At 37.9% G+C, this 23,236-nt stretch carries 20 protein-coding genes, 1 riboswitch and 1 other annotated feature; of the genes, 17 read left to right on the top strand and 3 right to left on the bottom strand.

Translation table 11 applies throughout. The annotated features are described in order from the left end of the window. The first annotated feature begins 146 nt into the window (after positions 1-146). The 4 genes from NYE73_RS17120 to NYE73_RS17105 all read left to right on the top strand — a co-directional run bounded on the left by NYE73_RS17120 (position 147) and on the right by NYE73_RS17105 (position 4,850). Positions 147-1,295, top strand: coding sequence for a cysteine desulfurase family protein (locus NYE73_RS17120; protein WP_054550056.1), 1,149 nt, complete (start codon positions 147-149; stop codon positions 1,293-1,295). Positions 1,296-1,373: 78 nt separating this feature from the next. Further along, on the top strand, positions 1,374-2,498 hold the full coding sequence (gene mnmA, locus NYE73_RS17115) for a tRNA 2-thiouridine(34) synthase MnmA (protein WP_048392132.1): 1,125 nt from the start codon (positions 1,374-1,376) through the stop codon (positions 2,496-2,498). Between the two features lie 74 nt (positions 2,499-2,572). After that, positions 2,573-3,232 (top strand): tetratricopeptide repeat protein, encoded by a 660-nt coding sequence (locus NYE73_RS17110; RefSeq protein ID WP_054550057.1) that lies wholly within the window; start codon positions 2,573-2,575, stop codon positions 3,230-3,232. A gap of 172 nt (positions 3,233-3,404) precedes the next feature. Continuing rightward, positions 3,405-4,850, top strand: coding sequence for an MDR family MFS transporter (locus NYE73_RS17105; RefSeq protein ID WP_048392134.1), 1,446 nt, complete (start codon positions 3,405-3,407; stop codon positions 4,848-4,850). An 89-nt stretch (positions 4,851-4,939) separates the two neighbouring features. Here NYE73_RS17105 and NYE73_RS17100 read toward each other — a convergent pair whose 3' ends face one another. The 3 genes from NYE73_RS17100 to hisA all read right to left on the bottom strand — a co-directional run bounded on the left by NYE73_RS17100 (position 4,940) and on the right by hisA (position 7,519). Continuing rightward, on the bottom strand, positions 4,940-5,689 hold the full coding sequence (locus tag NYE73_RS17100) for a GTP pyrophosphokinase (protein WP_048392669.1): 750 nt from the start codon (positions 5,687-5,689) through the stop codon (positions 4,940-4,942). A gap of 778 nt (positions 5,690-6,467) precedes the next feature. Continuing rightward, positions 6,468-6,755 carry a hypothetical protein gene (locus NYE73_RS17095; RefSeq protein WP_048392136.1) on the bottom strand — a complete coding sequence of 96 codons (288 nt, stop codon included), beginning with the start codon at positions 6,753-6,755 and terminating at the stop codon, positions 6,468-6,470. Beyond that, positions 6,752-7,519 (bottom strand): phosphoribosylformimino-5-aminoimidazole carboxamide ribotide isomerase, encoded by a 768-nt coding sequence (gene hisA, locus NYE73_RS17090; RefSeq protein ID WP_103118475.1) that lies wholly within the window; start codon positions 7,517-7,519, stop codon positions 6,752-6,754. The genes NYE73_RS17095 and hisA overlap by 4 nt, the downstream gene beginning before the upstream one ends. 189 nt (positions 7,520-7,708) lie before the next feature. Between hisA and recD2 the strand changes: the two genes are divergently transcribed. The 13 genes from recD2 (at position 7,709) to udk (ending at position 23,202) form a co-directional block, all read left to right on the top strand. Continuing rightward, positions 7,709-10,141, top strand: a complete 2,433-nt coding sequence (gene recD2 / locus NYE73_RS17085) for an SF1B family DNA helicase RecD2 (RefSeq protein WP_259948200.1) — start codon at positions 7,709-7,711, stop codon at positions 10,139-10,141. Positions 10,142-10,264: 123 nt separating this feature from the next. Beyond that, on the top strand, positions 10,265-11,698 hold the full coding sequence (gene hpaB, locus NYE73_RS17080; protein WP_115674135.1) for a 4-hydroxyphenylacetate 3-monooxygenase, oxygenase component: 1,434 nt from the start codon (positions 10,265-10,267) through the stop codon (positions 11,696-11,698). A 57-nt stretch (positions 11,699-11,755) separates the two neighbouring features. Then, positions 11,756-11,921, top strand: a riboswitch (M-box (ykoK) riboswitch). A 245-nt stretch (positions 11,922-12,166) separates the two neighbouring features. Next, positions 12,167-13,132 (top strand): magnesium/cobalt transporter CorA, encoded by a 966-nt coding sequence (gene corA, locus NYE73_RS17075; RefSeq protein ID WP_259948197.1) that lies wholly within the window; start codon positions 12,167-12,169, stop codon positions 13,130-13,132. A 68-nt stretch (positions 13,133-13,200) separates the two neighbouring features. Continuing rightward, positions 13,201-13,416 (top strand) — a binding site (T-box leader). Positions 13,417-13,503: 87 nt separating this feature from the next. Then, the gene (gene alaS, locus NYE73_RS17070; protein ID WP_259948194.1) at positions 13,504-16,164 is read left to right on the top strand and encodes an alanine--tRNA ligase; all 2,661 of its coding nucleotides are present in this window, start codon (positions 13,504-13,506) and stop codon (positions 16,162-16,164) included. Between the two features lie 88 nt (positions 16,165-16,252). After that, a complete protein-coding gene (locus NYE73_RS17065) occupies positions 16,253-16,519 on the top strand; it encodes an IreB family regulatory phosphoprotein (RefSeq protein WP_004226839.1) in 267 nt (88 codons plus the stop codon). A gap of 2 nt (positions 16,520-16,521) precedes the next feature. Next, a complete protein-coding gene (gene ruvX, locus NYE73_RS17060; protein ID WP_004226840.1) occupies positions 16,522-16,938 on the top strand; it encodes a Holliday junction resolvase RuvX in 417 nt (138 codons plus the stop codon). An 18-nt stretch (positions 16,939-16,956) separates the two neighbouring features. Next, the gene (locus tag NYE73_RS17055) at positions 16,957-17,265 is read left to right on the top strand and encodes a DUF1292 domain-containing protein (RefSeq protein WP_004226842.1); all 309 of its coding nucleotides are present in this window, start codon (positions 16,957-16,959) and stop codon (positions 17,263-17,265) included. A 342-nt stretch (positions 17,266-17,607) separates the two neighbouring features. Next, positions 17,608-18,135, top strand: coding sequence for a DUF1292 domain-containing protein (locus NYE73_RS17050; protein WP_048392142.1), 528 nt, complete (start codon positions 17,608-17,610; stop codon positions 18,133-18,135). Between the two features lie 149 nt (positions 18,136-18,284). Then, a complete protein-coding gene (gene mltG / locus NYE73_RS17045; RefSeq protein ID WP_048392143.1) occupies positions 18,285-19,412 on the top strand; it encodes an endolytic transglycosylase MltG in 1,128 nt (375 codons plus the stop codon). A 286-nt stretch (positions 19,413-19,698) separates the two neighbouring features. Next, entirely contained in the window at positions 19,699-20,331 is a 633-nt protein-coding gene (locus NYE73_RS17040; RefSeq protein WP_054550064.1) for an O-methyltransferase, read from the top strand. A gap of 5 nt (positions 20,332-20,336) precedes the next feature. After that, complete coding sequence (locus NYE73_RS17035) at positions 20,337-21,269, top strand: peptidase U32 family protein (protein WP_115674133.1); 933 nt, start codon at positions 20,337-20,339, stop codon at positions 21,267-21,269. A gap of 14 nt (positions 21,270-21,283) precedes the next feature. Beyond that, complete coding sequence (locus tag NYE73_RS17030) at positions 21,284-22,564, top strand: peptidase U32 family protein (RefSeq protein ID WP_259948183.1); 1,281 nt, start codon at positions 21,284-21,286, stop codon at positions 22,562-22,564. After that, complete coding sequence (gene udk, locus NYE73_RS17025; protein WP_004226858.1) at positions 22,564-23,202, top strand: uridine kinase; 639 nt, start codon at positions 22,564-22,566, stop codon at positions 23,200-23,202. The genes NYE73_RS17030 and udk overlap by 1 nt, the downstream gene beginning before the upstream one ends. The last annotated feature ends 34 nt before the right edge of the window (positions 23,203-23,236 follow it).

The following is a 23,236-nucleotide window of genomic DNA, read 5'->3' as shown; positions in this document are numbered from 1 at the left end:
ATGTTTTGTACTAAAATGAACCACTAAGTACGGAAGACTCCCCACTTATAGAGGAGCGAAGAACACTTGTATTTTTTTGCAAGCATTAACTGAATCAAGCGAAAGCCTCTGGCGGATGTCACAGAGTTTAAAAAGGAGTTTTCAACATGAATTCATATATCTATCTCGATCATGCGGCCACATCTCCAATGAATGGCCAAGTAATAGAAGCGATGACGACTGCTATGCAAGAGGTATTTGGCAATGCATCGAGTATTCATAAAGCAGGTCGAGAAGCAAGGAAATATCTAGATGATGCACGTGAGCTATTGGCGAAATCAATTGGTGCGCAAGCAGGGGAAATTATTTTCACAAGTGGTGGCACAGAAGCTGACAATATGGCAATTTTAGGGACTGTCTATGCCCGTGCAAATGAAGGAAAACACATCATAACAACGCAAGTAGAGCATCATGCAGTATTACATACGTGTGAAAAACTTGAACGTGATGGCTTTGAGGTGACCTATTTACCTGTTGATCAAAAAGGGCGTGTCGCGATTGAGGATGTCCAAAAAGCCCTTCGTGATGATACCATTTTAGTGACAATTATGTATGGAAATAATGAAGTTGGAACGATACAGCCAATTGCTGAGATTGGCGCGCTATTGCGTGAGCATAGTGCCATATTCCATACAGATGCGGTTCAGGCTTATGGCTTAGAGTCCATTGATGTAAATGAATTACAGGTGGATTTATTGAGTGTATCTGCTCATAAAATCAACGGTCCAAAAGGTGTTGGATTCCTTTATCAAAAAGCAGGAACACCGTTAGCAAGTTATGCTCTTGGGGGCGCACAAGAGAAAAAACGTCGTGCAGGTACTGAAAATATACCTGCCATTATTGCTTTTGCGACTGCAGTGCAAGTTGCAAATGAGTTGCGTGAAGAAAAGCGTTCACTATACAATCACTTTAAGCAAATTATGCTTGCTGTTTTTTCACAGGAAAAGCTAGCATTCCATGTAAATGGTGATGAGGTGGATTCGTTGCCTCATGTCTTAAATATTAGCTTTGCAGGCATGGAGGTAGAATCATTTTTAGTGAACCTTGATATGGCAGGTATCTATGTTTCGAGTGGTTCGGCATGTACTGCAGGATCGATTGATCCTTCTCATGTGTTAGTAGCAATGTTTGGACAAAGTGCAGAGGAGCTACGAAATTCAATCCGATTCAGCTTTGGGCAGGGTTTAACGGAAAAGGATATACAAGATGCAGCAGAAAAAACGGCTCAAATTGTGAAAAAACTAGCTAAAAAATAATTTGCAAAATACTTATGTTATGTTTCGTTAAAATATTGAAACATAAACTGTAATTAGATAAAAGAAAAGGTGACCACAATGAAAGAAACACGTGACCCCTCTCAAATTCGAGTTGTTGTCGGCATGTCAGGTGGGGTAGATTCATCGGTGGCGGCATACTTGTTAAAACAACAAGGGTATGAAGTAATCGGGATCTTTATGAAAAACTGGGATGATACAGACGAAAACGGTGTTTGTACAGCAACGGAAGATTATGACGATGTAATAAAAGTATGTAATCAAATTGGTATCCCATACTATGCTGTCAATTTCGAGAAACAATATTGGGATAAGGTTTTCACATACTTTTTAGAAGAATATAAAGCAGGGCGTACACCAAATCCTGATGTTATGTGCAATAAAGAAATTAAATTTAAAGCATTTTTAGAGCATGCCATGAACCTTGGTGCTGATTATTTAGCGACAGGTCACTATGCACGAATTGATCGTAGTGGTGATGGTGAAGTTAGAATGTTACGTGGCGTTGATGATAATAAAGATCAAACATACTTTTTAAATCAATTATCGCAAGAGCAATTGGCGCATGTAATGTTCCCAATTGGTGATATAGAGAAAAAAGAAGTACGAAAAATTGCAGAAGAAGCTGGCCTTGCTACGGCAAAGAAAAAAGATTCAACAGGCATTTGCTTTATCGGTGAACGTAATTTCAAAGAGTTCTTAAGTCAATATTTACCAGCACAACCTGGGAAAATGGAAACAATGGATGGCGTTGTAATGGGCCAACACGATGGTTTAATGTACTATACACTTGGTCAACGACACGGGCTTGGTATTGGTGGGGACGGCGAGCCTTGGTTTGTGCTAGGAAAAGATTTAGCGCGTAATGTTCTACTTGTCGGACAAGGCTTTGACAATGAATATTCGTATTCAACATCATTAACAGCTGTGAAAATGAACTATACTTCGACAAAAAAATTGCCTGGGAAATTTTCTTGCACAGCAAAATTCCGTTATCGTCAAACCGATACACCAGTAGAAGTTGAAATTTTACCAGATGGGCGTGCACACATTACATTTGCAGAACCTGTGCGTGCAATTACACCTGGCCAAGCTGTAGTGCTATACAACGGAGAAGAATGTATGGGTGGCGGAACGATTGATGAAGTCTTTAAAAGTAATGAAAAACTAACATATGTTGGATAAATTGCGTTAAGACTGCTTTTATGGCCTCTTGGCTTCCTAAAAGCAGTCTTTCGCTACATAGAGGTGAAGAACAAATGAATTATAATGAACAGGGCATCCAAGCATTTCAAGAAAAACGTTATGAGGATGCTGCTCAACTATTTACAAAAGCAATAGAGGCAGAGCCTGAAAATGCTATTGGGTATGTAAATTTCGGCAATTTATTAGCCGTATTAGAGGATACTGAACGTGCAGAGCGTTTCTTCCAAAAGGCAATCACTGTAGATGAATCAGCAGCTACAGCCTATTACGGTCTAGCGAATTTATATTACAATGCTGAACGCTATGCCGAGGCCGTGAAGCTATATGAGCAAGCGCTAAAACATCATATTGAAGGTGCCGATGTCTATTATATGATGGGGAAATGCTTTGAACGGTTGGATAACCCAAAATTGGCATTACCATATTTACAACGTGCGGTAGAAATTGCTCCAGAGGATACACAGATTCGTTTAGCCTATGCGATAGTGTTATGTGCATTAGAAATGTTTGAGGAAGGGAAGAAGGAACTAGATCTCTTAATTGAACAGGATTGGAATAATGCAGATGCACATTATAATTTAGGCGTACTATATGCCGTGTCTACCGAACAAACAGAGGATGCAATGTATCATTTGAAACAAGCCTTTACCTTACAACCTGAATATGACCAAGCACGTTATATTTACGATATGATTGCTCAACGATTTAACTGATAGATAATAAGCAGCGAGTGAATGTTGATTAACATTCTTGCTGCTTTTTTATTGATTTTATCTAGTAAAACAGAAAAAATTGTTTATTTTTTCATAAATTGATTCTCTTTCTCTTTTAATTCTAGTTCAAACTTGGTAATGTATGTCATGCAGGAAAGGAAAAGGTGACAGAATGAATAAAGTTTTTATTGCACTATTACTTGTAACAGCACTTGCTGCAATTGAGGGAACTATTGTTAGTACTGCTATTCCGAGTATTACGGCTGATTTATTAGGTGTAGACTTAATAAGCTGGATTTATTCTGCTTATTTACTAGCTTCAGCCATAGCGGCAATTATTTTTGGTAAATTAGCCGATTTATTTGGTCGTAAACGGATGATTATTACTGGTATCATTATTTTTTTAGTAGGTTCTATGTTATGTGGTTTAGCTCAATCCATGGAGCAATTAATTGTTTTTCGAGCAATTCAAGGTATTGGCGCAGGTTCAATTTTACCGATTACATTAACAATGGTTGGTGAATTGTTTAAGACTGAAAAAGAGCGTGCCAAAGGACAAAGCTATTTAAGTATGGTATGGGGCGTTTCTGGTGTAGTAGGTCCGTTATTTGGAGGCTTTATAGTTGACCAAGTATCTTGGCATTTTATTTTCTTCATTAATGTACCGTTTGGTTTAGCCTCTATTTATTTAATTGCTAAACATTATAAAGAACAACTAGAGGCAGTGAAGCGTAAAATTGACTACCTAGGTGCAGTGTTTTTTACAATTGGCATGGTTGCGTTACTGTTTGTTATTATCGAAAACAGTAAAACACAAACCTGGTTATCAGGTCAATCGCTGCTAATGTATGGTGTTGCTCTTGTATTCTTAAGTATTTTTATCTGGGTGGAGTTACGAGCAGAGGAGCCAATTATTCCGTTAACACTATTTAAAAATGGACGACTAATGGTCATTAATGCATTAACTTTAAGCGGTATGTCTATTGTCATTGGTGTAACGGTTTATATTCCTATATTTGCTCAAAGTGTTTTAGGCAAAAATGCAACGCAGGCTGGTTTATTATTGACGCCAATGTCTATTTTTTGGACGGTGAACTCGATTATGGCAGGTTATTTAATCGGTCGTTTAACAAATAAACGCATTATCCAAATGGGTACGATTTTACTTGTTACGGGTACACTATTGTTGGCAAGACTATCTTCAGGTTCTAGTGATTTCAGCGTTTATTTCGCATCATCGTTAATAGGGCTAGGGATGGGCTTTATTATGCCGATGTTGATGATTTCCATACAAAAGGTGGCAGATCCAAAGCAACTTGGTATTTCAATTGGTTTGAACTCTTTTACAAATACATTTAGCCAAGCGATTGGTGCAGCGCTATTTGGTATGATTTTCAACCTGGCAACGAGTGAAAAAATGGCTTCATTAGGAAAAGGTGAAATTCAATTAAATGGTGAATTTGCAAAAGGTGGGTTTAATTTAGAAGAAGTAAACTTTTTAAAGGACACTATTGCGAATGGCGTCAGTTATATATATATAGCTACCTTTATTTTTGCTATTGGTGCTCTTATTTTCTCCTTTTTTGTAGCAACGAAATCTACAAGGAAAGCGCAATAGTGAATAAAAAGTAAAATCCACCTCACATTCTGTGATCAAGCAGCGTGTGAGGTGGGTTTTTCATTTGACGACTAAACCATAGAATAAATTTACTTTTTGAATAGAGTGTCATCAATTATTTGATTGCCAGGTAGTTCCGTTAAGTATTTCGCTAAATGTGCGATGGGGGTACTGTCTAGCAATGAAGGTTCGGCTTCATTTTCTTTTAAAATATTGATTTCCTTATTCAGTCGCTCCATTTTTCGATCTAATTCAGCTGCTTGTAGTGCGGCTTCCTTTAATTCATGTCGAATATGCTCAGGTACTTCTTTGTTATACTTATAATAAATTTTGTGTTCTAAGCTTGCCCAGAAATCCATTGCAATTGTACGAATTTGGATCTCTGTATAGACCTTTTCCATATGGTCTGACATAAAGATAGGAATTTTAATAATAAGATGTAAGCTTTGGTAGCCATTTTCTTTTGGATTGGCTATATAATCCTTCACCTCAACAACTTCCATGTCATGCTGTGCTTGTAACATGGCACTTACCTTGTAAATATCCTCCACAAAGGAACAGGTGATGCGAGCACCAGCTATATCGCGGATATTTTCACGCACAGCCTCTATTGATGGCGGAAGCTCTTTTTTCATCATCTTCGTTAAAATACTTTTAGGTGATTTTACACGTGTAGATACATGCTCAATTGGATTATATTCATGAATTAACTTAAATTCTTCTTGTAATATATTAATTTTCGTTTCCACTTCCTGTAGAGCAAATTTGTAAGCTAAAAAGAAGCGTGTTAATTCAGTTTGAAAAGATTTTAAAGTGTTTACTTCTAGTTCAGTTTTCATCGTTTGTAAATCCTTTCTTTTACGGTTTGTTCGATTTTTATTTTTCGTATAGCTGTGATGGCAACGAGATAGCCGATCATTGGTGAAATTCATAGCCCTAGGCATAGGAAAATGATCAACGAACGTGACAAGGATTGTCATTAGAAAATATAGACCTAAAGCTGCTACAACACCTAAAAAAAGCAAAATACTGCCCATATCAGTCATTAAAAAATAATTTGCTCCACATATGGAACTGAGGCTAAATGATCAAGAAAAATCCATGATGCGATGACAAAAAAAGCGAATAAGAGTAGTGAAATGTACTTCCAAATGGAATTTTCTATAGCTCTCCATAAAAGAATGTTTGATGCACAAGCAAACGTAATGATTTGCCCTGCATCTGATTCATTAATAATATACCTTCTATGATGAACTTCAATCCTATCGTCAATGATAAATTTTTATTGATTGAAAGCTTCCATAAATAAACAATTAATATAGGCAAACTAATACGAGCTATATAAAAATTAAACGGACCAAAAGTTATCCACCATGTTCTCTATCCACTATGAAAGCCTACACCATAGGAGATCACGGTGATTATCTCTATAAGAAGAGCGGAAAGCATAAAAATAAGGTAGGAAAAAATATGTAGTTTAGTCATGGAAGCCCCCTGTGGTTTATGCTATACAATATATAACTCACATGACAATGAAAAGGTTTCAGAAATAGGGGCAAGGAAGAAATGCAGAAGAGGGTTTGAGGTTAAACAAAGGGAACCATTTGTCCCCTTGTTTTAACTAATAATTTCAGCATTTAAGTTATAGCGCTTATTAAACTCATCAACGAAAATTTGTAAATCAATATAGGTTCCAATATAAGGCTCTGTTTCTTGATCGCGTAAGAACCCACATGTTGCCTTTAGTGATTTTGAAAATTCCAATAACATTTGTTCGTTGTCAAGTTGTACATGAATCGCAAGAGAATGATCTTTTTTATTCACTTTAAAATACTTACCATCTATGATTCTCTCTAAATTAGTTTCTTGAAATGGAAAAACATAATCTTTATAAATGAGCTTCACAAGATCCCGCCTTTTTTACAATATTCGACTACATCTGTATAAGGTAAATCGCCACCAAAAATTGAGAGCGCACTTCCAATGGTTACATGAAGTTTTCCGTGGGCTAATTCATTAAATTTTTCTAAGTCTTCGATTGAACGAACGCCACCTGCATAGGTAGTTGGAATAGATGTCCATGCAGCTAAATCCTGTACCAAGCTTTCCTGCATACCACCCTTTTTTCCTTCAACATCGACAGCATGTATTAACAGCTCATCACAAAAGTCTTCAATATAGGCAATCGACGCAGCATTGACTTCGAAATGACTAAATGTAGTCCATTTATCTGTCATGACAAACCACTTTCCGTCACGCATCTTACAACTGAGATCAATGACAAGGTGTTCTTTACCAATTAATTGATTTAAGCGCTTTAAACGCGCTAAATCGAGCTGACCATCATGAAAAATATAGGATGTGACAATGACATGCGAAGCACCTGCGTCTATATACTTTTGAGCATTGTCAGCCGTAATGCCACCACCTATTTGCAAGCCTTGAGGATAGGCTGTTAAAGCGGATAGGGCAGCTTCTTCATTACCAGAGCCTAGCATAATAACGTGTCCACCTGTTAAACGATCTTGGGCAAACATTTGTGCATAGTGGCTAGCGTCATGTTGAGAAATAAAGTTTTCTACAACTGCTTGATTTGTATATCCCAAAGTGCTACCTACAATTTGCTTTACTTTGCCATCGTGTAAATCGATGCAAGGTCTAAATTCCAATAATTTCACAATCCTTCCGTGCAACTAATTCATACTAATCATAGCATGGAACGGAGGATAAAGGCAGAGAATTGTCATTTGTCAAAATAATGTAAAAATAACGAAGTGAATATATTTTTGTCTGCGATATTTTCATGTGGCTATGGTAAAATAAAAAGATTGAAAACTATAAGAAAGGACGGACCGAACATGACAGATCATTTAGATTTATTTGAACTCAATAAATTTTTTATACTCGGACGTCCGATCGTCTCTATCTTTCATAATGCGCAAAATATGTATTCGATTGTACGTGTGAAAATTCAAGAGACGAATTTGCAATATGAAGATAAAGAGATTATTGTTGTTGGTTATTTTCCCCCACTACAAATGGATGAACAATATCGATTTACTGGTATTTTAAAACAGCATCCTAAATACGGTGCTCAATTTCAAATTGAGACATTTACAAAAGAGGTACCTGCAACTGAGCAAGGAATTATTCATTATTTATCTAGTGACCTCTTCGTAGGGATCGGGAAAAAAACAGCTGAAACGATTGTTGAAAAACTAGGTGCTAATGCACTCCGTGTTATTTTAGAAGATCCTAGTGCCCTCGATGCTGTTCCGCGTCTATCCGCTGAAAAAAAAGAAGTCATTCACCGCACTATTGAGCAAAACTTAGGCTTAGAGCGGGTCATGATTCAATTGAATGAGTGGGGATTTGGTCCACAGCTTGGGATGAAGATTTATCAAACCTATCGAACAGAAGCCATTGAATTACTGACAGAAAATCCATACCGCTTGATTGAAGATGTGGAAGGGGTGGGTTTCTTTCGAGCCGACGAGCTAGGTGCGAAATTAGGTATAACTGGTAAACATCCTGATCGTGTCAAAGCAGCGATTTTACATATTTTAAATACAGCAGCTTTATCGGATGGACATGTTTATCTAGATGCAGAACAGGTTTTACCGCTCGTTAAGGAAATGCTTGAACAAAGCCAACGACAGGAGATACCATTCGAGGATATTTCTCAAGCCTGTATCAGACTCCGTGAAGAAGGCAAAATTTGTGGTGAAGAGACAAGGTTATATTTGCCATCACTCTATTTTTCAGAGGTAGGGATTGCATCGAAAATCTTATCGCTTATCGAGCGGAATAATAAGGCTGAACATTTTAGTAAAGATGAAATTCGAAAAGCCATTGGAGAAACAGAGGAGCTACTCAATGTTACCTATGCAGAAACACAAGCGAATGCCATCGAACAGGCTTTAAATTCAGCTGTTATGATTTTAACGGGTGGTCCTGGTACGGGGAAAACCACTGTTGTACGTGGGGTCGTAGAAGTTTATGCAAAGCTTCATGGGCTATCCTTAAATCCAAAAGAGTATGCTCAAAAAGAGGAGCCTTTTCCGATTATTCTTTGTGCGCCGACTGGACGTGCTGCTAAACGATTAGCCGAATCAACAGAGCTTCCTGCGATGACCATCCATCGACTGCTCGGTTTTACAGGGCAAGAAAAAGAGGAAGAAACAGAGCGGGAAGTAACAGGTAAGCTGATTATCGTGGATGAAATGTCAATGGTTGATACATGGCTTGCCCATCAATTATTAAAAGCTTTACATGAAGATGTTCAAGTTGTCTTTGTTGGAGATCAGGATCAGCTTCCACCAGTAGGTCCAGGACAGGTGTTAAAGGATTTATTAGCATCCAAGCAGCTACCAACTGTCGAGCTAACAGATGTTTACCGACAAGCAGAAGGCTCAACGATTATTGAACTTGCGCATCAAATAAAAAAAGGAACGATTCCACAAGAGTTAACAGCTAAAACCTCTGATCGTTCGTTTATTAAGGCTTCAGCAGACCAAGTTGCCAACGTTGTAACTCAAGTTGTCAAAAGTGCTGTTGCAAAGGGCCAGGAAATCCGTAATATTCAAGTGTTGGCGCCCATGTATAAAGGACCAGCTGGTATAGATAATTTAAATAAAATGATTCAAGAGCTTATTAACCCAAATGATACTGGCACACGAAAAGAGCTAGTCTTTGGGGATGTCACCTATCGAATAAAGGATAAAGTTCTTCAGCTTGTCAATCAACCTGAAAGCAATGTCTTTAATGGAGATATGGGTGAGGTCATTAGTATTATTAAGGCGAAAGAGACGATCGAAAAACAAGATTTACTGATCGTATCCTTTGATGGCATTGAAGTGACCTATCAACGAAGCGACCTCAATCAATTGACACTAGCTTATTGTTGCTCCATCCATAAATCACAGGGCTCTGAGTTTCAAACGGTCATTATGCCAGTGGTTAGAGGGTATTCCAAAATGTTACGGCGTAATCTTTTATACACAGGTATTACACGAGCTAAAAACTTTTTGATTTTATGTGGTGAACCAGATGTGCTTGCGGATGGTTTACAACGTACAGATGACCTTCAGCGTTTCACCTCTTTACGTGCAAGACTTAACCCAATGGAAATTGAGGAAGAACTTGTGGAAGTCGAGGCAGTGCCAGTAGAAAATGAAGGGATGCAGGAGCCGGTTTCCGTTGAACCAAAGCTAACAGTAGAAACAGCCCCTTATATTCATCCAATGATTGGTATGAATGATGTCTCTCCATATGATTTTTTGGATGAATAAAATATATATTCCCGATTAGACTGTCTAATCGGGTTTTTCTAATTGATGTATCGTCACCTAATATTTGGACATTTCATATACTAGATGAGTACAAAAACATAGGGAATGTATAGGGGTGACAGCATGCCAATAATGACAGGGCAACAGTATATTGAACGAATTGATGCTTTAAAAACGTATATTTCGATAGATGGGAAAGTCGTGACAGGAAAGGTGTCAGAACATCCTGCCTTTAAAGGAATTATCCAGAGTCAAGCGAAACTTTTTGATTTACAACATCAAGAGGCACTTCTTGAAAAAATGACCTATGAATCGCCAACTAGTAAACAGAAAGTTGGCATGTCATTTCTTCAAGTATTGACGCCAGAAGATCTTGTGAAGAGGCGCCAAGCGGCAAGGGAATGGGCATTATCTTCTCAAGGCTTTATGGGGAGAAGCCCTGATTATATGAATACAACATTAATGGCCCTTGCATCAGCGTCAGATTTTTTAAAAGAGAAGCCAAATTGTTTCCCAGAGCATTTGCTGAAGTTCTATGAGTATGCTCGCGAGAATGATATTACGATGACACATACCTTTATCGAACCACAGGTAAATCGCAAGCGCTTTTACTATGAGGATGAAGAAGTAACCATTGCAGCTAAAATCATTGGGAAAACAAGTGAGGGCTTAGTCATTAAAGGGGCAAGATTACTAGCGACACAGGGTGGCATAACAGATGAGCTTCTTGTTTTATCAACAAATGGCTATGATGAAGGAAAAGGTTTCGGGTTTTCTATTCCAAGTAACACGAAAGGCTTAAAGTTTTTATGTCGGCAATCATTTGTAGGGGGAGATTCTACCTTTGATTATCCGTTAAGTGCACGTTTTGAAGAAATGGATGCAATCGTTGTGTTTGAGGATGTAGTTGTCCCGTGGGAACGAGTATTTTATTACGAAAATGTTGAAGTGGCCAATCAATTTATGAATGTTAGTGGCTTCCAAGCGTATACTTTGCATCATGTGCTGTCACGTCAAATTGCTAAGACGGAATTCATCCTAGGGGTTGTACAAATGATTGTGGATTCCATAAATATTGGGGATTACCAACATGTCCATCAAAAAGTGGTAGATGTCATCGTAGCATTAGAAACGATGAAAGCATTGCAATTAAAATCAGAAATTGAGGCACAAAGGGATTCCTTTGGCTTTATCAGACCAGACCAATCCACATTACAGGTCGCTATTCATATCTTCCCGAAAGTATATCCTACCTTTACAGATATCATCCAGCAACTGGGAGCAAGTGGATTAATGTCCATACCGAGTGCAAAAGCTTTTGCAACGGATGATGGGGATCTTGATCATTATCTGCAATCATTTCAAGACAAAGGGGAAGAGCGAGTAAAGAAATTCCGTTTAGCTTGGGATTTAACGATGAGTAGTTTTGGCACAAGACAGACATTGTATGAACGCTTTTTCTTTGGTGATCCTGTACGTTTATCTAGCCTGCTCTATCAATCTTATCAACGAGAGCATTTAGTGCAAAGAGTGGAAGACTTTTTGAAAAATGATTGATAGAAAGTTTGACAGTTGTGAAACTATCCGTTATCATTTACAGGAATAAAAAAATAAGACTCCCTTCGTTAGGTGAGGCTCCTATGCTGGAGATACGCTACTACCCAAAAATGTCGAGAGACGCCAATGGGTCAACAGAAATCATCGAAATAAGGTGTTTTTTAACGTAGCTGGACATATTCCTATGCCGCATAGTGCTAAAACTCAACGTTTGAAGGTAACAAGCATGCAATGTATTTTATTGCTATTTTTTGATATGTGAATTCAACACGCCTTCATTCGTAGAAGGCGTGTTTTTGTTATGGAAGGAAGGTGATGAGAAATGGATAGTAGTCCTGAACCGAATAAGTATCATTTAGGCAAAGGGAAACACATAAAAAGTCATCGATTTCTGATCACCGATGCAGACAAAGGGTGATTAAGGATGACCTTTTGTTTCCCTCAATAACAAACACGAGGTGAAATGCAATGATTAAAATCCACTATTATAATAGCAGCAGTAAGACAGTCCAACATGATTTCAATATGATTGATTTACAACTCCCTATTCATAACGAAGATTTATTATGGGTAGATTTATATGACTATAGTTATAATGAATTGAATAATATAGCTGATGTATTTGGCTTTCATCCACTAGCAGTTGAAGATTGCTTACATGAAGGCTCACGTCCAAAAATGGATAGTTATGGTGATTATAAATTTTTTGTGCTCCATGCACCAATTTATAATGAGAAAAGTAACAATGAAATTACAACCGTTGAGTTAAATATTTTTATGGGACCAAACTATATTGTGACAGTGCATAAGCAAAAGTTGCAATGGCTAGGAAAAATGGAAAATGTTTGTGTCAATAGCCCAAGATATTTGGAAAAGGGTACTGATTTTTTATTGCATACAATTATTGACGGTATTACAGACGAATACTTCCCAGTATTAGAACGAATTCGCGCACGTATAGATGAACTAGAAGAAGAAATTTATGATTATCAACCAAAAGTGGTGACAGAGGAATTTCTTGCATTGAAGCGGACAATTATTTTAATTCGTCAGGCCATTATGCCACAAAGAAGAATTTTTTCTACAATCAATGGCCAGTGGAAATTTGATATTCAAGAAGAAAATATTCCATTCTATAAAGATTTGAATGACCATCTAGAGCGTATTGTCGACTCCACAGAGACATATCGCGATTTAGTGAACAGCACGCTTGATACGTATTTTTCAATTATCAGTGGGAAATCCATTGAAAAGCTGAATTTATTAACGGTCATTTCGACAATTATGTTACCACTATCAGTAATTACTAGTTTTTTTGGAATGAATGTACCTTTACCTTATCAAGATACCCCTTATACAACTATTGCAATTAGCGCCTTCTTAGTTATTTTTACATGGGGTATGTGGATATATTTCAAAAAAATGATTGCTTAGTTAGTGTTAGTCATACTAGTACTAATTGACAGCGCAATAGATTTTTTTTATAATTTTCGATAGAAAAAGTAAAAACGATGATGGAAAAAGTACGTATTTGTGTGTGCACAAGAAAGGGATTTCTAGGCTGAAAAAATCCTCACAACAGCAAATGCCGAAAGCTACTCCAGAGTGCAGCTAATCCCTGCCGTTCACTGACGTTACAAGTGCTAAAGAGGTAAGTAAGGTTTTTACTTACAACTAGGGTGGTACCGCGAGACTAATGACAAGTCCTCGTCCCTTTTTGGGGATGAGGGCTTTTTTTATTTTCTTCGGTAAATCGCAGGATTCGTATCGTGATTTTACAATATAAAATAGGAGGAATTTATCCAATGAAAGCAGTAGAGATTCGCCGTATGTATTTGGAATTTTTTAAAGAAAAGGGGCATCATCATGAGCCATCAGCTCCACTTGTGCCAATAAATGATCCATCACTTCTTTGGATCAACTCAGGTGTTGCAACTTTGAAACCATATTTTGATGGCCGTATTATCCCTGATAATCCACGTATTACAAATGCACAAAAATCGATTCGTACCAACGATATTGAAAACGTTGGGAAAACAGCTCGACACCATACATTCTTTGAAATGTTAGGAAACTTCTCTATTGGTGACTACTTTAAAAAAGAAGCAATTCATTATGCTTGGGAGTTTTTAACAGATAAAAAATGGATGGGCTTTGATCCAGCGTTATTATCCATCACGATTCACCCAGAAGACCAGGAAGCATATGATGTTTGGCATCAGGAAATCGGTATTCCAGAAGAACGTTTAATCCGTTTAGAAGGGAACTTCTGGGATATAGGAGAAGGCCCATCTGGTCCGAACTCAGAGATTTTTTATGATCGCGGCGTAGAATACGGCTCAGATGAAAATGACCCTGAAATGTATCCAGGAGGAGAAAATGAGCGTTACCTAGAAATTTGGAACCTTGTGTTCTCTCAATTTAACCATAATCCTGATGGCACTTACACGCCACTACCAAAGCAAAATATTGATACAGGTATGGGCTTAGAGCGTATTGTGTCCGTCGTGCAAAATGTACCAACAAACTTTGATACTGATTTATTTATGCCAATTATTGAAAAAATCGAGGAGTTTGCCAATCGTAAATATAAACGACCTGGCGAAGTAGACTTAAATGAAATCTTTGGCTCAGATGAAGATATTAATACACCATTTAAAGTGATTGCAGACCATATCCGTACAGTAGCATTTGCTATAGGCGATGGTGCCCTGCCTTCAAATGAAGGCCGTGGCTATGTATTACGTCGCTTACTACGTCGTGCCGTTCGCTATGCTAAACAAATTGGTATTGAAAAACCATTTATGTTTGAACTTGTACCAACTGTGGGTAAAATTATGGAAGACTTCTATCCAGAAGTTACAGAGAAATGCGAATTTATTCAACGTGTCATTAAAAATGAAGAAATTCGTTTCCATGAAACATTAGATGGTGGTTTAGCTATCTTTAATGAAGTAGTGGAATCTCAAAAAGCAGCTGGTCATGATTACATCCCAGGAGCAGATGCTTTCCGTTTATATGATACTTATGGTTTCCCAATCGAGCTAACGGAAGAATATGCAGAGGAAGTAGGCATGAAAGTAGATCATGAAGGTTTTGAGGCAGCGATGGAAGAGCAACGTGAACGCGCGCGTGCTGCACGACAAGATGTTGATTCGATGCAAGTACAGAATGAAGTATTAGCAAACTTAACGGTTGCAAGTGAATTTGTTGGCTATGATACGTTAAGTGTTAATACTGAAATCGCTGCAATGATCGTCAATGGTCAAGTTGCGAAAGTCGCTTCGGAAGGTCAGGAAGCATTGGTTATTTTAGCGAAGACACCATTCTACGCTGAAATGGGTGGTCAAATTGCTGATAGTGGTACTATTTCAAATGATAGCTTTACAGCTGTTGTAAAAGATGTTCAAAAAGCACCGAATGGTCAACCGCTTCATACAGTAGTAGTTGAATCTGGGGAAATGCATGTGGAAGATGCAGTGCAAGCAGTGGTCAATCGTGATGACCGTAATTTAATCATTAAAAACCATACGGCAACACATATTATGCAACGTGCATTAAAAGATGTGCTCGGTGATCATGTGAACCAAGCTGGATCATATGTAGGACCTGATCGTTTACGTTTTGATTTCTCTCACTTTGGTCAAGTTACAAAAGAAGAACTACAGCAAATTGAACGTATTGTAAATGAAAAAGTGTGGGATGATATAGAGGTCGTTATTGAAGAAAAAGGTATTGATGAAGCAAAAGCAATGGGTGCTATGGCATTATTCGGTGAAAAATATGGAGATGTTGTACGTGTAGTATCCATCGGAGATTATTCGATTGAGCTATGTGGTGGTATCCATGTTAAACGCTCTTCTGAAATTGGCTTCTTTAAAATTGTTTCAGAAGGTGGTATCGGTGCAGGTACTCGTCGTATTGAAGCTGTTACAGGAAAAGTTGCTTATGAAGCAGTAAAAGAAGAAGAAGCATTATTAAATGATGCAGCGACATTATTAAAAGCAAATGCTAAAGATATTGTCACAAAAGTACAGGCATTACAAGCAGACTACAAAGAATTACAACGTGAAAACGAAGCATTATCTCAAAAAATCGCCAATGCACAGGCAGGGGCAGTTGTTGATGCCGCTCAAACAATTGGAGATGTGACAGTGCTATCTACAAAAGTGGAAGCGAAGGATAACAATCAACTCCGTCAAATGATGGATGACCTGAAAGCAAAAATGCCAAAAGCAGTCATTGTTCTTGGAGCAGTTGATGGTGAAAAAATTATGTTATGTGCTGGTGTTTCAAAAGAATTAGTTGGTGGCAATTACCATGCAGGGAATATTGTGAAAATGGTTGCGGAAGCATGTGGTGGTAAAGGTGGCGGTCGTCCAGATATGGCGATGGCAGGTGCAAAAGATGCATCAAAACTTGATGAAGCACTACTTTCTGTGTATGATTATGTTAAATCCATTTAATTAATTCACCAAAACATGTTATAATAAAGAGAAATTGGAGATGAGCTTGTTTGCACATCTCCTTATTTCTGAAAGCGAGGTGCTGGTCATGAGTTCATTTGATCAAACGATGAAATTTAATTTTCCAGAAGAATCAATGGAACAGGAAGTCAAGCAGGTAATGTTGAAAGTTCATTCTTCATTAGAGGAAAAGGGATATAACCCTATCAATCAGATTGTTGGTTACTTACTTTCTGGTGATCCGGCGTATATTCCTCGCCATCAGGATGCTCGTAATTTAATTCGCAAGCTTGAGCGTGACGAAATTCTAGAGGAGCTTGTTAAATTTTATATCAAAAAGAATAACGAGGACTAGAAATGAGAATTATGGGATTAGACGTTGGGTCAAAAACTGTGGGTGTTGCTGTAAGTGATGCCCTTGGTTGGACCGCCCAAGGTATTGAAACCGTAAAAATTGATGAAGCTAATGGTGAGTTCGGTATTGACCGTATCGCTGAGCTAGTAAAGGAATATACTATAACAGAATTTGTTGTAGGTTTTCCAAAAAACATGAATAATACGGTTGGACCGCGTGGAGAGGCTTCTGAGAACTATAAAAAGCTATTAGAAGAGCATTTCTCACTACCGGTCAAATTATGGGATGAACGTTTAACGACGATGGCTGCTGAACGTATGCTGATCGAAGCGGACGTGAGTCGCAAAAAGCGCAAGCAGGTCATTGATAAAATGGCAGCTGTGATGATTTTACAAGGCTACTTAGATAGCAAAAATTAATTGATGAGGTGACTATGCATGGCACACGAGCATAACCATGAAGAAGAATTACATGTTCAACACATTACAGTGATTGACGAAAACGGAAACGAGCAGCTTTGTGAAGTGATTCACGTTCATGAATCTCCAGAGTTTGGCAAATCATATGTGTTTTACTCAATGGTAGGCGCAGAGGAAGATGAAGATGGCTCAGTTGAAATCTTTGTATCTTCATTTGTACCATCTGAAAATGGTGAAGATGGTGAATTAACACCAATCGAAACTGAAGCAGAGTGGGATATGGTAGAGGACGTTTTAAACGCTTTAGAGGATGAAAACGAAGACTAATCTTCTAACTCAAAGCTTGGAACAAGGATCGCAGCTTGCAGTCCTTGTTCCTTTTTTATTGAAGCTTTTCTAATGTAGAAGGATTGTTAAATTGAAGAATGAATGCATTGTAGATGTGTGAATTTGATCCACAATTGTTGGGAAACGTTCATAAAGTTTGTGGATTCGCTTAGAAATAGAGTGTAACCTCCAAGCCCCACTCCAAACATCGAGAACCTGCTCAAAGGTAGAGAAGAAATGCAGGGAAAACTTGCTCAAAATAGGAGAAGCTATTCTAAAGTGTCTAACCTCAAAAAAACGATTTAATAAATGACATCAAATTGTCATAAAGGAGGAAACAGAATGAATGAAGAAACGCAAGAATTTATGATCATTGGGAAAGATGGTAAGGAACAGCAGTGTCGTGTGGTCTTTACCTTTGATGCGGAGGACAAGTCCTATGTGTTATTTTCCCTTCTAGATGAAACCGGTCAAGAAATTCCAGGAGACCTTTCTGCGATGACTTTTGATTATGATGACAATACAGGTGAGATGACAAATTTACAGCCTGTTGAAACAGATGCCGAATGGGAAATGATTAATGAAGTGGTGTTAACATTACTTGATGAATTTGAAGAAGAACCACAGCTAATTACTGTGACAGACGAAGAAGGAAAAGATCAAGTGTGCGAAGTCATTCATACATTTTCATCTGAGCAATTCGGTAAATCGTATGTATTATATGTGCCAGCAACAGATGAACCGATTGATGAGCGTGATATTTTTGCAGCCCAATATATAGCTGGAAATGAAGGCCAGATTGAAGAGTTATACCCGATTGAGTCAGATGAAGAATGGGAATTTGTAGAAGAAGTATTAAACACTTTATAGGATAAACTATTTCTAGAATCCTCAAAAATCTGCTAACGAAAGTTGTTGGCAGATTTTTTACATATGTAATTTCTACTGAATTGTCGATTTCTGTTTGTCGTGAAAGTTGATTTCTAGTATGATATTGAATAGTGATAGGGGGGAAACCCGTGGATAACGGTTCAAAAAAACAAGAAATGTTTTCAAAAATGCAAGAAAGAAAATCTGAGGTAAAAATGGTGAGAAAAATCGTCGCAATTATTGCCATTGTTTTCGTACTAATAATTGGAGTTGTTGGTTTATTTGGGTACAATTATGTAAAAGGTGCTTTAAAACCATTAGACCCTAATGCAACGAAAACAATTGCAGTAGAAGTACCAATTGGCTCTAGTTTGTCCTCCATTTCAACACTACTAGAGAAAAAAGGTGTCATAAAAGATGCACGTGTTTTTAAATACTATGCAAAATTTAAAAATGAATCACAATTTCAAGCGGGAAATTATGATTTAACACAGGCAATGACATTTGATGAACTCATTGAAAGCTTGAAAACAGGGAAGGTATATCGTAAGCCTGTCTTTACGATGACAGTCCCAGAAGGCTTAACACTTGAACAAATTGGGAAAGTGATTGAAAAGAAAACACCGTACACACAAAAAGAATTTATGGATCTTGTGACGAGTGACACATTTGTTCAGCAAATGATGGCTAATTATCCTGAGCTAGTTACAGAGGCTGTTTTAGCTGACAATATTCGCTATGACTTAGAGGGCTATTTATATCCAGCTACGTATTCTTATTATGAAGAAAAACCATCTTTACAAGCGATTGTAGAAGAGATGATAGCAGCCATGAACAATGTAGTGAAGAACTATAGTGATGTATTAGCTGAAAAACAAATGTCCGTACATCAGCTGTTAACATTTGCGTCATTATTGGAAGAAGAAGCGACTGCTCAAACGGATCGAGAGACTATTGCAAGTGTCTTCTATAATCGAATCAATGAAGGGATGCCACTCCAAACAGACCCAACCGTGCTCTATGCACTGGGTGATCACAAGGATCGTGTTCTATATGAAGATTTAGAAGTGGATAATGCCTATAACACTTACAAAAATAAAGGTCTACCACCTGGTCCAATAGCAGGTGCAGGTAAAACTTCGATTGAGGCATCATTAAATCCAAGTCAAACAGATTATTTCTACTTCCTAGCAGATAAAGAGGGTGTCAACCACTTCTCAAAAACCTATGATGAGCATTTGCAGAAGGTAGAAAAATATTTACGAAAAGAAGAGTAAACATATAGGAAGAACAAAAATCGTATAGCAAACAGATGGATAGAAGGAAAGAAAAATAGCTTTCCTTCTATTTTCATGCTATTATAAAGTGTGATTTTTGATCAATCCGTTCATTTATGCGGGACAAATATGCGTGGTGGCAATTGTTTGAGCATATCGAAGCAATTGCTCATTTTTGTATGGCAAAGTACCAAGACATCACGTTTGGTCTTTTTCTTTTTGTTGATAAATGATGAAGTACAGACAACGGCAAACGCTCGTTGCCTTTTAAATGAGGGTGGAAACAATGGAATTATCAGATGCATATATACAATCATTTATACAGCCACGTAATGAATTGCTTTTAGAAATGGAAGCATTTGCGGAGGAGCATCACGTACCGATCATGCAGCTGGCAGGTATTGATGCATTAAATCAACTGTTGCGTATTCAAAATCCGTCAAAAATTTTAGAGATAGGTACAGCAATTGGTTACTCTGCTATTCGTATGGCAGAGGCATTGCCTTATGTCCAAATTGTTACAATTGAACGTGATCAAGATCGTGTAGCAAGGGCAAAAGCCTATATTAAACGGTCGACTGTATCCGATCGAATTACGGTCATTGAGGGTGACGCTTTAGAAGTGGATGACGAGGCCATTAACACAACATTCGATGCGGTCTTTATTGATGCTGCGAAGGGACAATACCAACGCTTTTTTGAAAAATATGCACCTTTAGTAAAATCAGGTGGGGTATTGTATATCGATAATATGTACATGCATGGTTTGTCTGATTTAGAGTTGAAGGATGTTCCACGTCGTAAGCGAACAATGATTCGCAATTTAAAAAACTTCACGGATTGGATTATGCAGCACCCAGATTATACAAGTGCTTTTTTACCAGTCGGTGATGGTTTATTACTATGTTTGAAGAGGTGACTACTATGAAAAAACCAGAATTGCTTGTGACACCACAATCATTAGAACATATAAAAGCACTTTTAGTCGCTGGAGCAGATGCTTTTGTTATTGGTGAACAACAATTTGGTCTACGTCTAGCAGGAGAGTTCTCCGTTGAAGAAGTAGAAGAAGCGACAAAGCTTATTCATGAAGCGGGTAAAAAGGTATATGTTGCAGTCAATGCACTTTTCCATAATGAGAAGCTAGAGGCACTTGCTGATTATTTAAATGAAATGCAACGTATCGGTGTGGACCGTTTAATCTACGGTGATCCAGCGGTTCTCATTATTCGTAGAGAGCAAGGTGTTACGATTCCGTTACATTGGAATCCAGAAACGACAGCTACAAACTGGTTTACGGCTAATTACTGGGGGAAACGTGGTGCAACGCGTGCCGTGTTAGCGCGTGAGCTTTCTCTTGATGAAGTATTAGAAATTAAAGAAAATACCGAAATGGAAATTGAAGTACAAGTACATGGCATGACATGTATGTTCCAATCAAAACGTCCATTACTTGGCCATTATTTCTTATATCAAGATAAAGTAATGGCTATTGAAAATCGCCAGGAAAATCGTAATATGTTCCTACATGATGATGAACGAAATAATAAATATCCAATATATGAAGATGTAAATGGTACACATATTTTCAGTCCAAATGATATGTGTATTATTGATGAACTAGGCGAATTATTTGAAGGTGGCATCGATGCTCTGAAAATTGAAGGTGTACTTCAAACGCCAGACTATGTAGTCGCGGTAACAGAAGCTTATCGAAAAGCGATCGATACGTATTTTGACGAATCAGAAGAGGCATATGAAGAAATAAAAGACGATTTATTAGCAAAAATTGAAGATATTCAACCAGCTATTAGACCATTAGATACGGGCTTTATCTTCAAGGAAACAGTTTACTAGGAGGGGACAATAACATGGCATTAGCGTTAGAGCAAAATGACAAAATCCGTGAGATTGTCAACGGTAAACGTGTCATTACTAAAAAACCAGAGCTACTTGCACCAGCTGGTAGCTTAGAGAAATTAAAAATAGCTGTCCATTACGGAGCAGATGCTGTATTTATCGGTGGGCGAGAGTTTGGTCTACGATCGAATGCGGATAACTTTTCAATTGAAGAGATGCGTGAAGGTGTAGAATTTGCCAATCAATATGGTGCGAAAATATATGTAACAACAAATATTTTTGCCCACAATGAAAATATGGATGGCTTAGAGCGTTATTTAAAGGATATTGAATCAGTGGGCGTAACTGGTATTATTGTAGCAGACCCGCTCATTATTGAAACATGTCGTACAGCAGCACCTAAGCTTGAAATTCACCTTTCTACTCAGCAATCATTGTCCAACTGGAAGGCCGTGCAGTACTGGAAAGAAGAAGGTTTACATCGTGTTGTATTAGCACGTGAAGTGGGCGGAGAAGAAATGAAGCTGATGAAGGAAAAGGTCGACATTGAAATTGAGGCCTTTGTTCATGGAGCAATGTGTATAGCCTACTCTGGTCGTTGCGTTCTTTCTAATCATATGACGGCTCGTGACTCAAACCGAGGGGGATGCTGCCAATCATGCCGTTGGGACTATGATCTATATCAATTAGAAGATGGGGAAGAAAAAGCACTTTTCGATGAGAGCCATGCACCATTTGCGATGAGTCCAAAAGATTTAAAATTAATTGAAGCGATCCCTCATATGATTGAGCTAGGTATCGACTCATTAAAAGTTGAAGGTCGTATGAAATCCATTCACTATGTAGCGACAGTTGTTTCTGTGTACCGTAAAGTGATTGATGCTTATTGTGCAGATCCTGATAACTTTAATATTAAACGTGAATGGCTAGAGGAATTAGACAAATGTGCTAACCGTGATACGGCTGAAGCATTCTTCCATGATGCGCCTGGCTTTGAGGAGCAGATGTTTGGTGTGCATGGTCGTAAAACAACCTATGAATTTGCTGGACTTATTTTAGAGCATGATCCAGAGACAAAAATAGTGACAATGCAACAGCGTAATTATTTTAAACCTGGTGACGAAGTAGAATTCTTTGGTCCTGAAATTGAGAATTTCCGTTTAACAATGGGTGAAATTTGGGACGAGGATGGCAATAGCCTAGATGCAGCTCGTCATCCATTACAAATTGTAAAATTTAAATGTGATACACCATTGAAGCCGCATAACATGATGCGAAAGGAGAATAACTAATGGCAGTGAAGCGCCCTGTTGTCATCGGAATCGCAGGTGGCTCATGCTCGGGAAAAACGAGTGTGACGCGCGCCATTTATGATGTTTTCCGTGAGCATTCTGTTGTGGTAATTGAACAAGATTTTTATTATAAGGATCAAAGTCATTTAACATTTGAAGAACGTTTAGGAACTAACTATGATCATCCGTTAGCTTTCGATAATGATTTATTAATTGAGCACATAAAAAAGTTGCTAGTGCGTCAACCAATTGAAAAACCTGTGTATGATTACGTCCAGCATACAAGGGCAGAAGAAGTTATACATGTTGAACCAGTAGATGTTATTATACTAGAAGGTATTCTAGTCCTTGAGGATGCTGATTTACGTGATTTAATGGATATTAAATTATTTGTGGATACAGATTCAGATTTACGTATTATTCGCCGTATTATGCGTGATATTAAAGAGCGTGGACGTACAACGGATTCGGTGATTGAGCAGTATTTATCAGCGGTTCGACCGATGCATAATTTATTTATTGAACCAACAAAACGTTATGCTGATATCATTATTCCTGAAGGTGGGGATAATGAGGTGGCGATTGATTTAATGGTAACGAAAATTAAAACTATTCTTGAAACCGACAACGTATTGTAATAAGATAGAGTGGTATTGACAATATTTACATGCA

This window comes from Lysinibacillus sp. FSL K6-0102 (genome assembly GCF_038003545.1).
In the GTDB taxonomy this organism is placed as follows: Bacteria; Bacillota; Bacilli; order Bacillales_A; family Planococcaceae; genus Lysinibacillus; species Lysinibacillus capsici.
This window is presented reverse-complemented; position numbering and strand designations above follow the sequence as displayed.